Annotated in this window: 14 protein-coding genes; 8 read left to right on the top strand and 6 right to left on the bottom strand. The window is 59.6% G+C overall.

All coding sequences use genetic code 11. From position 1 onward, the window contains the following. Positions 1-154: 154 nt before the first annotated feature. Positions 155-1,720 carry a chromosomal replication initiator protein DnaA gene (dnaA, locus tag HMPREF2757_RS09695; protein ID WP_070576021.1) on the bottom strand — a complete coding sequence of 522 codons (1,566 nt, stop codon included), beginning with the start codon at positions 1,718-1,720 and terminating at the stop codon, positions 155-157. A 473-nt stretch (positions 1,721-2,193) separates the two neighbouring features. Here dnaA and rpmH point away from each other — a divergent pair, with 473 nt between their 5' ends. The 8 genes from rpmH (at position 2,194) to HMPREF2757_RS09660 (ending at position 7,290) form a co-directional block, all read left to right on the top strand. Then, a complete protein-coding gene (gene rpmH, locus HMPREF2757_RS11505; protein WP_083304228.1) occupies positions 2,194-2,331 on the top strand; it encodes a 50S ribosomal protein L34 in 138 nt (45 codons plus the stop codon). 1 nt (position 2,332) lies between these two features. Next, positions 2,333-2,671 (top strand): ribonuclease P protein component, encoded by a 339-nt coding sequence (gene rnpA, locus HMPREF2757_RS09690; RefSeq protein WP_070576398.1) that lies wholly within the window; start codon positions 2,333-2,335, stop codon positions 2,669-2,671. 94 nt (positions 2,672-2,765) lie between these two features. Next, on the top strand, positions 2,766-3,026 hold the full coding sequence (yidD, locus tag HMPREF2757_RS09685) for a membrane protein insertion efficiency factor YidD (protein ID WP_256278306.1): 261 nt from the start codon (positions 2,766-2,768) through the stop codon (positions 3,024-3,026). 23 nt (positions 3,027-3,049) lie between these two features. Further along, a complete protein-coding gene (yidC, locus tag HMPREF2757_RS09680; RefSeq protein ID WP_070576016.1) occupies positions 3,050-3,994 on the top strand; it encodes a membrane protein insertase YidC in 945 nt (314 codons plus the stop codon). Between the two features lie 6 nt (positions 3,995-4,000). Continuing rightward, positions 4,001-4,504: a Jag family protein gene (locus HMPREF2757_RS09675; RefSeq protein WP_070576395.1), complete on the top strand. Its 504-nt coding sequence runs from the start codon at positions 4,001-4,003 to the stop codon at positions 4,502-4,504. After that, a complete protein-coding gene (rsmG, locus tag HMPREF2757_RS09670; protein WP_070576015.1) occupies positions 4,501-5,124 on the top strand; it encodes a 16S rRNA (guanine(527)-N(7))-methyltransferase RsmG in 624 nt (207 codons plus the stop codon). The genes HMPREF2757_RS09675 and rsmG overlap by 4 nt, the downstream gene beginning before the upstream one ends. Before the next feature lie 95 nt (positions 5,125-5,219). Next, entirely contained in the window at positions 5,220-6,119 is a 900-nt protein-coding gene (locus HMPREF2757_RS09665) for a ParA family protein (RefSeq protein ID WP_070576012.1), read from the top strand. Further along, a complete protein-coding gene (locus HMPREF2757_RS09660) occupies positions 6,112-7,290 on the top strand; it encodes a ParB/RepB/Spo0J family partition protein (RefSeq protein WP_070576009.1) in 1,179 nt (392 codons plus the stop codon). Before HMPREF2757_RS09665 ends, HMPREF2757_RS09660 begins: the two co-directional genes overlap by 8 nt. Positions 7,291-7,857: 567 nt before the next feature. On the opposite strand, the gene HMPREF2757_RS09655 is transcribed toward HMPREF2757_RS09660, so the two are convergent. The 5 genes from HMPREF2757_RS09655 to murJ form a co-directional block, all read right to left on the bottom strand. Continuing rightward, positions 7,858-8,982 carry an N-acetylmuramoyl-L-alanine amidase gene (locus HMPREF2757_RS09655; RefSeq protein WP_070576006.1) on the bottom strand — a complete coding sequence of 375 codons (1,125 nt, stop codon included), beginning with the start codon at positions 8,980-8,982 and terminating at the stop codon, positions 7,858-7,860. A 73-nt stretch (positions 8,983-9,055) separates the two neighbouring features. Further along, positions 9,056-9,376: a thioredoxin gene (trxA, locus tag HMPREF2757_RS09650; protein WP_070576003.1), complete on the bottom strand. Its 321-nt coding sequence runs from the start codon at positions 9,374-9,376 to the stop codon at positions 9,056-9,058. A gap of 2 nt (positions 9,377-9,378) precedes the next feature. Continuing rightward, entirely contained in the window at positions 9,379-10,317 is a 939-nt protein-coding gene (gene trxB / locus HMPREF2757_RS09645) for a thioredoxin-disulfide reductase (protein ID WP_070576000.1), read from the bottom strand. A 114-nt stretch (positions 10,318-10,431) separates the two neighbouring features. Then, positions 10,432-12,699, bottom strand: a complete 2,268-nt coding sequence (locus HMPREF2757_RS09640; RefSeq protein WP_070575997.1) for a hypothetical protein — start codon at positions 12,697-12,699, stop codon at positions 10,432-10,434. 53 nt (positions 12,700-12,752) lie between these two features. Beyond that, entirely contained in the window at positions 12,753-14,381 is a 1,629-nt protein-coding gene (gene murJ, locus HMPREF2757_RS09635) for a murein biosynthesis integral membrane protein MurJ (RefSeq protein ID WP_083304226.1), read from the bottom strand. Between the last annotated feature and the right edge of the window lie 76 nt (positions 14,382-14,457).

The raw sequence follows: 14,457 nt of genomic DNA, 5'->3' as shown, positions 1-14,457 counted from the left end.
GTTCATGAATCGGTGGGGTTCAGTGGACGCCTGCTGGTTACATCGATGTGATTACACAGCCATCCACCGAGCACCGTTGGTCCCTCCAGAGGTTCGATAACAGATAACGCACGTTATCCACCAGGTTTTCCACAGGTGTGGAATCTCGCCGCCGTTACAGCCGGTGCTGCTGTTTGATACGGTTTGTCAGCTCTGTGACCTGCGTATACAGCGCTCTGCGCTCGGCCATCTGCGTCTTGATCTTCTTATTTGCGTGCATCACGGTGGTGTGGTCGCGCCCGCCGAAAGCCTGGCCGATCTTCGGCAGCGACAGATCCGTGAGTTCACGGCACAGGTACATGGCGATCTGGCGCGCGGTCGACAGCGTGCGCGAACGGCTGGTTCCCTTGAGATCATCGAGGGTCAGGCTGAAGTACTGGGCGGTCTGGCCCATGATGTCCACGGCCGTGATCTCAGGGGTGTCATCCTGCGTGATGAAGTCCTTGAGCACGGTTTCTGCCAGATCGACGTCGATGACCTGATCATTGAGGTTTGAAAACGCCGTTACGCGAATGAGCGCCCCTTCGAGTTCGCGAATGTTGGAGGACACGCGCGATGCGATGTACTCCAGAACATCGTCGGGAACATCCAGGTTCTCTCCGTGGGCCTTGTTGCGCAGAATCGCAAAGCGGGTTTCGAGATCCGGCGGCTGCACATCCGTCAGCAGCCCCCATTCGAAGCGCGAACGCAGTCGCTCCTCGAAGCCGCTGAGCAGCTTCGGCGGCTGGTCGGAGGTGATGATGACCTGCTTCTGTTCGTTGTGCAGAGCATTGAACGTGTGGAAGAACTCTTCGACGGTCGCGTCCTTGCCCTGCAGGAACTGGATGTCGTCGATCATGAGGATGTCGACTTCGCGGTAGCGCTTCTGGAACGCCGGGCGCAGCGAATTCGACGTGGTCGACGAACCGATTGTGTTGATGAAGTCGTTGACGAACTCTTCTGAGCTGACGTAGCGCACCCGCAGATTGGGAAACAGCTGCATTGAGTAGTGCCCGATGGCGTGCAGCAGGTGCGTTTTGCCCAGGCCCGACTCTCCGTAGATGAACAGCGGGTTGTACGCCTTGGCCGGTGCTTCGGCCACAGCCAGGGCAGCCGCGTGGGCGAACCGGTTCGATGCGCCGATGACAAAGGACTCGAACGTGTACTTGGAGTTGAGGTCCGCCGCTCCGCTGGCTGCCGCGGTGAAGCCGCTGTCCTCATCGGCCGAGGTGTGGGCAGCGGTGGGTGCCTGTTCTGCCGGTGCCGCGTGGTGCGGCACGGAAGATGCGGACGGCGCGGGGGCGGGCGGGGCTGTCGCGGCTGGCGTGGGTGCTGATGCCGGGGGCTGGGACCCGAGCGGCGGCTGCGCTGGGGGAGTGGGGTGTGGATCGTAGCTGCTGTCGTCTTCGACGATTTCATTGTCGCCGGGCAGTTCGAGGTTTTCGTCCAGCGCAATGGCAAACGTGACCGTCTTGCCCAGTGCTCGAGAGAACTCCTCCTGCAGACGATCCCGCAGGTCGACTTCGAGGGTTTTGCGAGTCAGATCATTGCGCACAGACAGGACGATGAGCTCGTCTCCGACAAGTGCCGTGGGAACGGCGAGTGCCAGGAAGCCCTTGTGGCGGGCGTGGATGGCGGGATCGGCCATAAGGGCGGTGAGCACCTCTTGCCAGATTGTCTGCAGTCGTGTCTTGTCGCTCATCGGCCTTCCCAAGGGTTATCCACACATGTGAAAACTGGTTCGAGTCAGTCCCCATAGTTTTCCACAGAATGTGGAGCAAATCGATAGCTGAGGCCAAGATATGCACATTGGTGGACAAGTTTGTGGATAACTACACGCGTGTCATTTGTGGACGCGGCCGTGAACATCGTGTGAACAGGGGAGTGAACTACAGAAATGTAACTTCAAAGTTCTCCACGGGCGGCTGTGTATGCATGCTGTGATCCGCGACAGCATGCGGAACGAGAGAGCTGGTCCGAGCCGTGGTCGTTTTGACCCGAACCGGAAGCAAAGGCTAAGCTGGAGCGTCCTGTGTTTGTGGGCCCGTTTGAGTTGTGTGAACTTCCCCTTGGCCTGAAGGCGCAGGAAGCAAGACAGCCCCTGAAGCTTTCTTAAGGAAGATCTGCGCCACATGCCTGATCTTCGGGCACAGACTGACCTAGACGGAGAAACAAGTGAGCAAGCGTACCTTCCAGCCCAATAACCGCAAGCGCGCCAAGACCCACGGCTTCCGTGCTCGCATGCGCACGCGTGCAGGCCGTTCCGTCCTCGCCGCTCGTCGCCGCAAGGGCCGCTCAAACCTTTCAGCCTGACGTGCTTCCGGCACGGAACCGCATCCGGCGCCCCGAAGACTTCAAGCGGATCTTCCGCTCAGGACGAAAAGCGGGCAGCCAGGCGCTGGTCATCCACGCCGACTTCGATACGGCCCACGCCCCGCGCGTGGGCTTTATCGTCTCCAAAGCTGTAGGCAACGCCGTCACCCGCAACCTGGTCAAAAGGCGACTGCGCGCCATCAGCAGCGAACTCATGGGACAGCTGACCGGCGATTACGTCATCCGCGCCCTGCCCAAAGCCGCGCACTGTGACTATGCACAGCTCAAAGACAGCACCCTGACGGCACTGCAGCGCATCAATGCTGACCAAAGACTCTGAGAACACCCCATCGTCACTGCCTCCCGTGCCACACGGCGGCAGTCGAGTCCTCCACGGACTCCGCTTGGCACCTCGTATGCCATTCGTATGGTTAATGCGGCTGTACAGACAACTGATCTCGCCGCTGTACGGCGACCGATGCAAGTTCTACCCGTCGTGCTCGAAGTACGCGCTCGACGCCTTTGAAGTCCACGGGGCAATCCGCGGCGCCATCGCCACAGCGTGGCGGCTGCTGCGCTGCAACCCCCTTTCACCCGGCGGCCTCGACTATGTGCCCGGGTCGTTCATGGAGAAGCAATCGCGCACCATGAAGGCCCGCTCCGCGAAAGGTGGCACAATAGACACGGCCGACTGACCGCCTAGGAGAACGAAAACTTCATGGACACAATCCTGAAGCCCATTCAGTGGGTGATTGCGTGGATCCTCAGTCTGTTCCACGACATCTTCACTGCCATCGGCATGCCCGCTGAAAACGGGTGGACTTGGGCCGTTGCGATCATTGCAATGACAATGCTGATCCGCGCGATCCTCATACCGCTGTTCGTCTATCAGATCAAGGCGCAGCGGAAGATGCAGCTGCTCCAGCCGGATATGCAGCGACTGCGCGAAAAATACAAGGGCAAGCGCGACCAGTACTCCCGGCAGCAGATGGCCGAAGAACAGCAGGCCCTGTTCAAGAAACACGGCACAAATCCGCTGGCCTCCTGCCTGCCGATGCTCGTTCAGATTCCGGTGTTCTTTTCGCTCTTCCGCGTGATCCACAACGTTCCGGAAATCGCAGCCGGAAACATGGGCGCCATCGGCGGCATGACGCAGGAGCTTGCCAAGCAGATGGACAACGCAACCATCTTCGGCATCTACCTGCGCGATACCTTCATGAGCGACGGCATCGGCGTCAAGGTGCTCACTGCCGTCATGATCATCATCATGGCTGCCACGCAGTTCATCACGCAGAAGCAGATGATGTCCAAGAACATGTCTGCGCAGGCCATGGACAACCCGTTCATGCAGCAGCAGAAGATGCTCCTGTACCTGTTTCCGATCATCTTCGCCGTCGGCGGCATCTACTTCCCGCTTGGTGTGCTCATCTACTGGCTTGCCACCAACACGTGGACGATGGTTCAGCAGTTCATCGTCATCCGCAATATGCCCGCCCCCGGTTCCAAGGCCGAGAAGGAAATGCAGGCCCGCTACGCCAAGAAGGGCCGGGAACTGCCCAAGCACATGCAGCCGAAGGCCGAAGAAGAAGCACCGGCCAAGAAGGGCGGCCAGCGCCAGCAGCCGATCAGCAAGAATCGTCAGAAGAAGAAAAAGAAGAAGTGAGTGACGATGACTGACTCGACAGAAGACAAGAAGCCCACCCGCGCCGAACTTCTTGAAGAAGAAGGCGACATCGCCGCGGACTACCTCGAAGAACTTCTCGACATTGTCGACCTTGACGGTGATATCGACATCGACGTCGTTGAAGGCCGTGCCCAGGTTGCCATTGTTCCACCTGAAGAGGACTCCGAGGTCGACATTCTGGTAGGCCGCGAAGGTGAGGTCCTCAACTCGCTGCAGGAACTGACGCGCCTTGCTGTGCAGACTGCTACCGGCCAGCGCTCGTGGCTCATGCTCGATATCGACGGCTTCCGCAGCAGGCGCCGCGACCAGCTGAAGGAACTGGCCAACAAGAAGATCGATCAGGTCAAGGCCACCGGCGAATCCGTTGCGCTTAAGCCCATGAACTCTTTTGAGCGCAAGGTCATCCACGACCAGGTTTCACGCGCAGGCCTGGTCTCTGAATCTGCAGACGAAGGCCCCAAGCGCCACGTGGTCATCAGCCTGCCATGACCGAACCTCGTCCCCAGGCCGCGGCAGAGGTCTTCGGCGATCGTCTTGCGATTGCCGAGGCCTACGCCCAGCACCTTGCCACGACAGGTGTTGAATGGGGCCTTATCGGACCGCGCGAAGTCGACCGGCTGTGGACGCGGCACATTCTCAACTGCGCTGTTGTCAGGGAACTGCTTCGTCCCGGTGATTCCGTTGGCGACGTCGGGTCCGGGGCTGGCCTGCCCGGGCTCGCCCTGGCTATTGCCTGCCCGGATATTTCCTTCACTCTGATTGAGGCGATGGAACGCCGTGTTGACTGGCTCGCCATGGTTGTCGAAGACCTCGGGATTGAAAACGTGCGCATTGTGCGCGCTAGGGCCGAAGACCTCGTGGACATCGAAATGTTCACCGCCGTCACCGCACGTGCGGTCAAGGCGCTGCCGCAGCTGATCGACTGGTGTGCTCCACTGCTGAGCCCGGAGGGCAGACTGCTGGCGATCAAGGGGGACCGTGCGCAGGAAGAAATCTACAAGTCTAAGAAGGCAGTAAAGGTTCACCGTTGCCACACCCCGGTTATAAAACATGTGGGCGAAGGAGTCTTGGAACAGCCAACGCGCGTAGTAGAAGTCATTCGTCGCTGACTGTTCGAATAGTGTTCTAATCCTCCGCCGTGATGTTTCACGTGAAACGCGTAGAATAGGAAGCAATCAAAATCAACGGCGCAAATGGAGGGCGAATGGCTATCTTGGATGAGTCGACTCCCTTGGGTGCGGCGATTGCACGTGATAATCAGCGTGCTGCCCGTCTCTCGAGAGCGACCTTCCCCAAACCGGACTCAACAAGAATCTTCACTGTCGCCAATCAAAAGGGCGGCGTAGGAAAGACAACTACGGCGGTCAACCTGGCAGCAGCGCTGGCAAAGCATGGTCTCGAAGTGCTCGTCATCGATTCTGACCCCCAGGGCAATGCGAGTACTGCCCTTGACATCGATCACTCAACTGAAGTTCCAAGCATCTACGACGTCATCATCGACGACATGGACATTGCGGACACCATCGCCTACTGCCCAGAGTTCGAAACCCTTGCAGTGGTCCCGGCAACTATCGATCTTGCCGGCGCAGAAATCGAGCTGGTTTCTAGGGTTGCCCGCGAACAGCGCCTATCAGTTGCTCTCGACGCGTATCTGCAGAAAAGGGAAGAAGAGGGCTCGCGCGTCGACTATGTATTCATCGACTGCCCGCCCAGCTTGGGACTTTTGACCGTCAACGCTTTTGTTGCAGCAAACGAAGTCCTGATCCCCATTCAGTGCGAGTACTACGCGCTTGAGGGGCTGAGCCAACTGCTCAGCAATATTCAACTCATTCAAAAGCACCTGAATCCTGCCTTGGAGCTCAGCACGATCCTGCTGACCATGTACGATTCGCGCACCAACCTGAGCTCCCAAGTTGCGGAAGATGTCCGAGCTCATTTTCCCAAGCAGGTTCTCAACACATCCATACCGCGCTCAGTACGCATTTCCGAAGCGCCCAGCTTTGCGCAAACCGTTATCGCCTATGAACCTAGTTCGTCCGGCGCGCTTTCCTATCGCGAAGCCGCCCAAGAGATCGCACAGCGAGGAGTAAAGCACAGTGAGTGAAGCACCGAAGTCGCGTCGTCGGGGCCTTGGTCGTGGAATTGGAGCGCTCATCCCGGACGTAGTCAGCGAAGAACGACCTATCGATGTCTTCTTTTCCGGGGATGGAGAAAAGAAGGATAGTGTTTCACGTGAAACAATAGTTGACCCGGCAGCCGGTATGCGGCAATCCCGGACCAAAGCCAAATCAGCTAAGTCGGCCGCGCCCGCGAAGACCGCCCCAAAGCCTTCTGCTGATTCGGCTAAGAAAACGACACCTGGGTCCAAGAAGGATGCAACCAAGGCGAAGTCAGCGAGCACGGCAGCAAACAACAATGTTTCACGTGAAACGCAACAGGATGTTTCACGTGAAACCGACCTCCAAGACGTTCCGGGCGCCGCGTTCGGCCTGATCCCTGTTGAGCAGATTTCGCCGAACCCACGTCAGCCCCGTGATGTATTCGACGAAGACGCTCTCGCTGAGCTGGTCACGTCCATCAAGGAAGTCGGCGTCCTTCAGCCAGTAGTGGTCCGCGTCGTTGACCCGAAGAAGCCTTCCTACCAGCTGATTATGGGGGAGCGCCGATTCCGCGCTTCTCAAGAAGCCGGATTGAAGGAAATTCCGGCCATTATCCGCGACGTTCGTGATGATGACCTCCTGCGTGATGCTCTTCTCGAAAACCTTCACCGCGTTGACCTCAACCCACTCGAAGAAGCAGCCGCCTACCAGCAGCTTCTCGAAGACTTCAACTGCACGCAGGAACAGCTTTCAGAGCGCATTGGTCGCTCGCGTCCGCAGATTTCGAACACACTGCGCTTGTTGAAGCTGCCTGGCCTGGTGCAACGCCGTGTAGCTGCGGGAGTTCTATCTCAGGGCCATGCGCGTGCGCTTCTTGGTCTCGAGGATGCTGCGCACATGGAGGTACTGGCTCAGCGCATCGTCGCAGAAGGCCTCTCAGTTCGCGCAACAGAAGAGTCGGTCGTGCTCATGAATAGGGGAGACGATAAGCCCGTTTCACGTGAAACATCGAAACCCAATCCGGAACTTGAGTCGATTGCACGAACTATTGGCGACAAGCTCGACACAAGGGTCAAAATTTCAATGGGCCGACGCAAAGGTCGGATCAGTGTAGAGTTCGCTGATGAGAATGACCTTAAGCGAATTATTGAAGCTCTTGGGATGCAGCAGCCCTAACGTCGCAAGAACCTAAGCCCCTGTGTGAACTGAGGCCGGCGCCGAAAGGAGCCGGCCTCAGTTGTATTTGTGTGCAAACGGTCGAGACGGCCTGAGCGCGCAATTCCGCGCGTCTCTTCGGGCGACACCGTTCAACGCTGCCGCTGAAAACTGAGCAGCGGATGACGATAGACGTAAATGCAGTGGTCCGTCGCGACGTCGTTCGCTAATCAAACACGTCGGTGTTCTCGCGGCTCGGTTGCGGGCAGCGAACTTTGCAGGCCGATTCGACGGATGAGCACAACCCGCTGCGCTGTGGTCTTTCGGCAGGCGGTTGCGGAGATACGGCTATCGGGTCCGGCGGGGCTTTCCCACATAATTCGTCCCAACTAATCAAGCGCTGCCGCTTTGTGTGAGCACCTCGTCGAGAAGATTTGAAAGTAAGATGACCGAGCAGAAACTCAACTTGAATGTAAAATCCCGGGGCATCGAGTGAACGATGTCCCGGGATTTTACGGTCCAGGTGGCTGGAGGATAGGCGGGGCAGGAAGTGCCAGGCGCGACGAGACCGAGGCGGAGAACCTGAGTTTAAGAGCGAGTAGCCCAGGGGACGTTGCTGAGGTCAAGCGTGCCGGTGTCATAGTCATTCTGCTCTGTTAGGAACAGCCGCTGAATCGCCGCGACTATTGCTTCGGCGATATCCACTCGCACCGATGCGCCTTCGAGAAGTGCAATGTCGTGTTGACTGCTGACGTATCCAGCAAGGACGTAGATCTTCGGTGTGTTGAGATTGCGAAGAGATTCCCACGACTTGGCGTGTGAGCGACAGTTCAGCAGGGGAGTGCGCGAATCGATTTCACGTGAAACCAGGTTCGCGAGTTCCCGGCCTACGGGCGAGAAGATCGAGGGTGTCCTGGTTGAACCAAAGTAGTAGGTGGCGACCCCGTTCGGCAGCGGAGAAGGGCTGTTGTCTAGTGCGATCGAGATGAGCGCGGAGGACCCAAGCTCGTCGGCAATGTTGGGGTTGTCGTCCGTGGCATGCACGACTGCGGCCCCAAGTGCAGTGAGACGACCGTCAACACGGCGGGCAATATCGTCACTGATCCGGCGTTGAAGTTCTCGCTGCTCAGCAGAGAATTCGGCGGTGGGGAAGTGGTGGGTCGACGCAGCGGACTCCAGCACAATCACCTGTCCAGCCAGGGACGGGCCCAGGGACTTGACGCGTGCACGTTCAGTGAGGTTATAGATGTTGCCCACGGCATGGTCACGGTGCACATCCATAAGGGCCTTGATGGTCTTCGGTCCGACAATGCCGTCGGAGTTCAGCCCCAGTTCGCGCTGCGCGCTGCGAACTGCGGTGTCAGTGGATTCCTCAAACCGAAAGCTGATCCAAGAGGTGAGCAGGCCAAGATTGGCAAGACGCTTCTGAAGCTCAGCCACATCGTCCCCGATCTGGGGTCTGCTTGGATCGTACTTGAGAATTCGATCGCCCAAGCGAAAACGTGCAAGCTCAATTTCGTCCAGAGACTCTTTGCCAAGGACACCGTCCACTACGATTCCGCGATCCTGTTGAAACTGCCGAAGACCCGATTCGAACGTGTGATCGAATACGGCGTTGTCCGGTGCGCCCACAACGTAGCCCAGTCGGCCAAGGTGCCCTTTGGTCACGGCAATGATGGGATCGCTGTCCCCGTGTGAAAAATAGGTGTCCATAGATTCTTCCGTTAAAGTGTCAGGCGCCCAATGATTCTACATTGGGCGCCTGAAGCGGTCTGGGCTGCGAAAATCAGCCGATGAATTCGGCGAGTTCCTCTTCGAGTGCAGGTTTGGGCCTTGCGCCGACAATCTGTTTGACAACTTCACCGTTGCTGAAGACATACATAGCCGGAATTCCGGTAATCCCGTACGCGGCTGCCGTCTTCATATTGTCGTCAGTGTTGAGCTTGACGACCTTGAGTTTGTCAGCATTTTCTTCGCCGATCTGATCGACGATTGGTCCGACCTGCCGGCACGGGCCACACCACGGGGCCCAGAAGTCGACAAGGACGGGCTTGTCGTGCTTGAGGACTTCCGCCTCGAAATCGGCGTCGGTGACTTCTTGAGACATGTTTACTCCTTATCGGCGTGATCGGCCAGGTACTTTTCAGCATCAAGGGCTGCGGCACAGCCGGAACCGGCTGCCGTAACGGCCTGTCGGTACACAGAGTCTACGACGTCGCCGGCAGCGAACACACCTTCTACGCTTGTTCGCGAAGACCGGCCGTCAACCTTGATGTAGCCGTTGTCGTGCAGGTCGAGCTGACCCTTGAACAGGTTGGTGCGCGGGTCGGACCCGATGGCGATGAACAGGCCAGTGACGTCGAGTTCAGATTCTGAGCCGTCTGTGGTGTTGCGGACCGTGACGCCCGTGAGCTTGTCGTCACCATGGACGGCTGTGACTTCAGCGTCGAGAAGAAACTCGATCTTGGGATCACTCTGAGCCCGTTTGACCATGGTGTGCGATGCGCTGAAACCCTGACGGCGGTGGATAAGGGTGACCTTCGAGGCGAAGCGCGACAGGAAGGTGGCTTCTTCCATTGCGGAATCGCCGCCGCCGACCACTGCGATGTGCTGGTCTTTGAAGAAGAACCCGTCACAGGTGGCACACCAGCTTACGCCTTTGCCGGTGAGAGCCTTCTCGTTGTCCAGACCGAGCTCGCGGTAAGCCGACCCCGTGGCGAGAATAACGGTTTCGGCAGTGAACTCTTCGCCCATTTCTGTGGTGAGGCTGTGCGCACCGGGGGAGAAGTCAATGGTCTTGACATCGTCGTAGAGAACTTCGGCACCGAAGCGCTCGGCCTGTTGGCGCATGTTCTCCATGAGGTCAGGCCCCAGGATTCCCTCGGGGAAGCCGGGGAAGTTCTCGACGTCTGTTGTGTTCATCAGTTCGCCGCCTGCAGTGACAGAACCGGCGATGATGAGCGGTTCGAATCCGGCGCGGGCCGCGTATACGCCGGCGGTGTATCCGGCTGGCCCGGAGCCGACGATGATGAGCTTCTTATTGGTCACGGGTGTTCTCCTTGGAAGCGTTGCTCCGGCTGATCCGGCGCCTGTGGTCTTCTCCTGGGTGCAACGGCGGTGTTCGGACCGTTATTCCGCGGGTGAAACGAGCCCGGTGCCAGGTCAGCCCTTGTTGGCGTAGGCGGTGATCTGGCTGATGGCGGCCTTTGAATTGCCTTCGTAGGTGGGCAGTTCGATGATCCACACGTAGAAGCTGTCGGTCTTGACGGGTTCGTCGAGTTCGACTTCGGTGTTCTTGCCGAATTTGCCCTTGCCGACGGTCTTGGCATCTTCGGGGCTGCTGCCGATGCGGATTTCGAAAGCACCGCCCTTGGCCTTGGAATCGAGGATGACCTTGGTCAGTTCCTGTTCGTCCTTCAGCGTCAGCTGTAGGCCGAGGCCGTCTTTGAGCCCGCCGAACTTCGCGGAGTTGTAGCGGTCGGAAGTCCAGTTGTCCTTCTTCTTCAGGACGTTCTTTGCCCTCGCGCTGTTCTCCTTGCCGTCACCCTGCGGGTCCAGGGCCTTGGCCTTGGTGATTTCGACCTTGACCGGTTCCGGCTTCTTCTCTTCTTCGGCAGGCGCTGTTGTGTTGGTTTGCGGGGCCGGCTGTGGGGCTGCGGTGTCGGCGTCGCCTCCGTCGCTGCCGGACATGCGGAAAATGCTCACGCTGATAATGATGATGCCGATGGCGATGAGAGCCAGGGCTGCGTAGACGACACCGCGCTTCTTCGCAGACTCAGCCTGGCTGCCCTGACTTTTCGCCGTGTTCGAGGTGTTGGATGATGTGCCGCTCTTTCCGGTGGCAGCGCCGCTGGTTGCAGCTGCAAGCGTCTCCGTGCCTTTTGCCGAAGTTCCGACCGATTCGGAAGCTCCGGCCGATGTCGAGGTGCCGCCGACTGCCGCTGTGCGTTTGTCTGCGGTGTGATGGGCGGGCGCTGTTGACTGTGCAGCCGGCTTTGTCTGGGTTGCAGACGCTTGGCCTTTGCCGTCGGAAGCCTGTGGTTTCTGGACCGGCTGCTTCGCGGTTTCAGCGTGTTGTTTTGCCTGTGCAGATTCTGCGAGACGGCGGGAGTGTTCCTGCAGGCGGCGTTCGTGGTCGTATTCGGCGCGCTGGCGGGCGTACTCTTGTTCGCGGGTTTGGAAAACGCCGCCCAAGAACCACGAACCGTCGCCGTCGTCTGCAAGCGGCTCTTCGGGTTCGTGGATGACCGGCATTGCCTGGGTGCTCGGCTCTGAGTCATCGCGGTGCACGATCGGCACCGTCAGGTTCGGGTCGTGCGCACTGGCGGTGCTTGCCGGGGAGTTCTCGGCCGTCCACTCCGGTTTGCCGGCCAGCTGGTCTGGTGACAGCGGAAAGCGGGTGGCCTTTGCCATTTTCATGCGGTCGTCGTAAGGAGTGACGCCCACGCCGCTGAGGCCGGCGGCGGCTCCGGAAACACCTGGACGAACGAGCCCGATACGAGCCCAGGCGTTGGCCATCTGCGCATCAGAAGCGCTGGCCTGGGGCTCGACTTCCTCCGGTTCCGGGTGGGCAGGGCCGGCGCTTTCGGCAAAGAGTTCGCTTTCGGTGCGTGAAAGCTGGGGCAGTTCGGTCAGCAGGCTCGTGTCCCACTTGTCCAGGTAGCGAACGATTTCGCTGGGGGAGCGCGGGCCGGGATCGGTGCCGCCGACAACACCGGAGATGAACACTTCGAGTTCGTCTGAAAGTTCGCTTGTAAAAGCCCCGACGGGTGTGATTCGACGGTTTTTGCGTCCGGCCGCGGGCAATCCCGCGCGGTCGTGGTCGCCAGGCCAGTGGCCGGTGAGAGCAGAGTAGAAGACGTTGATGATGTCCAGCGCGTCGCGGCGGGCTGCCCGGCTGGGTGTGAGCAGGTCGATTTCGAGGCTTTCGACAGCATCGGCAACTGCTGCATCTATGCCGACACCTCGGACAATCACTTCGCCTTCGGGGGTGACGGCAACCGATTCGGGCCCAAGCATCAGGTGGTGCAGGCCCCTTTTGTCAGCGTGGGTCAGTGCGGTTGCGACTTCCCCGATCACGGCCCGGGCCTGGTCGACGGACAGAGGACCGTTGGCGAGCATCTTCGACAGGGGTGTGCCGCCTGTGCGATCGCATACGATGTACACGAGGTCGTCCTGCATGCCGACGTCTTTGATAGCCGGAATGCGCGGATCAGCCAGCAGGGCCGCGCGATTGGCGGTGCTGAAGAGCCCGGCCGCGGTGTCTTCGCGGGCGGTGTACACGATGACGGGGGCGTCGAGAACGGCGTCGAGGCCGAGGTTGACCTGGCCGACTTCTGGATGGTCGGGAAGCCAGGGTCGGAGCACTTCAGATATGACGTAGCGGTCGGCGACGACTGTGCCGCGGTCTGCGCTTGTCAGCTGTCCCACCTCCCGTGTGTGCTATGGCTATCGATTCTAACCGGCATAGGCTGAAAACATGATCAGCGCCCGAGTTTGGCTCGCACCGTTGTTATGAGTGAGCGCAGCTCTGGAACGCGCAGCGCCCAGCAGATGCCGAAGTAGATGATCAGCATGAGCGTTCCGATGCCGGCGGCTGCGAGGAAGGCGGTCCCACGGCTTGCCCAGAAATCACCGAGTCTGCTCAGCAGGAAAGAGCCGATGACGCCGGACACCGCTGCTGCGAGGCCGAACTTGATGTGGGCGAACACGATCGTCTTGCCGCCGAGGTTGCCGATCTTCCTGTGCAACAGGATAAACGACAGCAGCATCGCGATGACGTAGCCGGTGCTCATGGACAGGCCGATGCCGGCGACGATCAGGTGGCGGGGCAGGACGAGAGCCGACATGATCACCCCGATGGAGGTCAGCACCACCTGGGGCAGATTGATCCAGAAAGGGGTTTTGGCGTCTTCGTAGGCGTAGAAGACTCGTTGGAGCAGATAGTTTGCGCTGAAGGGCACCAGCCCGATGATCATGGCGATGATGACCAGGCTGAGGGCTCGGGCCTGTTCGAAGCCCGCTCCGCCGACGACCATTGCGGCGGGCCCGGCCAGTGCGATGAAGGCGGCGGTGAAGAACATGTTGACCAGACCTACGAGGTTCACACCGGTGCGGAAGCTGTCTTTGACAGCGGGGGTGTCGCCGGCGGCGGCGTACTTCGACAGCGGTGTGAAGAGCGCTGTTGCCAGTGATACCGCGACGAGTGAGTGCGGCAGCATGAAGATCAGGTAGGAAACGGTGTATGCGGCGTTGGATGCGCTGACTTCGCCGCCCTGAGATGTGCCGAGGGCAGCCGCGCGCGAAATCACGAGGAAGCCCAGCTGGCCGACGACCAGCGCACCGAAGGTCCAACCGGCGACACGCGCGGCTGTTCCCAGTCCGACACCTCGGAAGTTGAAGCGGGGTGTGTAGCGAAAGCCCATTCGCCTAAGCGGCCAGATGAGTACCAGGGCCTGCGCGACCACGCCGAGGGTTGCGGATCCGGCCAGTACGACGATCATGGGGCCGGTCCATTCGCCCACGGGGTGCTGGCCTTCGGAGCCGGGACCGAACATCCAGATGAACACGAGCAGCCCGGCGATGGCCACTACGTTGTTCAGAACCGGCGCCCACATGTAGGGCCCGAAGGAAGAATTGGCGTTGAGCACCTGGCCGAGCATGGTGTACAGCCCGTAGAAGAACAGCTGGGGCAGACACCAGAAGGCGAAGGCGACGGCAAGTGAGGTCTGCTCGGGCGACCAGGTTGACGATGAATACAGCCAGATAAGTACGGGCGCCAGGGCTGTGGCGAGGATCGTGAGCCCACCCAGAAGCAGGATCGACAGGGTCAGCAGCCTGTCGGTGTAGTCCTTGCCTCCGTCGGGCTGTTCGGCGGCGCGGACGATCTGCGGGACGAGAACGGCGTTGAGCACACCGCCGGCCAGGAGCATGTACAGGTTGTTGGGGATTTTGTTGGCAACGTCGAAGGCGTCGGCCGCACCGCCGATTGTGACGCCGATGGCCACGGTCAGCAGCATGGTCTTGGCCAGCCCGAGGACGCGCGAGACGAGCGTCCCGGCTCCCATGATCGCGGAGGATTTGGCGAATGACGCTGCTTTCGATGTGCTCACAAAACTCCTCTTCGGCTGTGCGCTGTTGTCAGGCTGTGCGCTTCTGTGTGGTGGGTCGTGTGTCTGCGCTGTTGCT

The organism is Brevibacterium sp. HMSC063G07 (assembly GCF_001810665.1).
Lineage (GTDB): Bacteria > Actinomycetota > Actinomycetes > Actinomycetales > Brevibacteriaceae > Brevibacterium.
This window is presented reverse-complemented; position numbering and strand designations above follow the sequence as displayed.

Bases quoted from the DNA above. Each gene is read 5' to 3' on its own strand.
- HMPREF2757_RS09655 (WP_070576006.1), bottom strand. From the start codon at position 8,982: ATGGACACCTATTTTTCACACGGGGACAGCGATCCCATCATTGCCGTG.
- HMPREF2757_RS09675 (WP_070576395.1), top strand. From the start codon at position 4,001: ATGACTGACTCGACAGAAGACAAGAAGCCCACCCGCGCCGAACTTCTT.
- yidD (WP_256278306.1), top strand. From the start codon at position 2,766: ATGCGGCTGTACAGACAACTGATCTCGCCGCTGTACGGCGACCGATGC.
- trxA (WP_070576003.1), bottom strand. From the start codon at position 9,376: ATGTCTCAAGAAGTCACCGACGCCGATTTCGAGGCGGAAGTCCTCAAG.
- HMPREF2757_RS09665 (WP_070576012.1), top strand. From the start codon at position 5,220: ATGGCTATCTTGGATGAGTCGACTCCCTTGGGTGCGGCGATTGCACGT.
- yidC (WP_070576016.1), top strand. From the start codon at position 3,050: ATGGACACAATCCTGAAGCCCATTCAGTGGGTGATTGCGTGGATCCTC.
- rsmG (WP_070576015.1), top strand. From the start codon at position 4,501: ATGACCGAACCTCGTCCCCAGGCCGCGGCAGAGGTCTTCGGCGATCGT.
- dnaA (WP_070576021.1), bottom strand. From the start codon at position 1,720: ATGAGCGACAAGACACGACTGCAGACAATCTGGCAAGAGGTGCTCACC.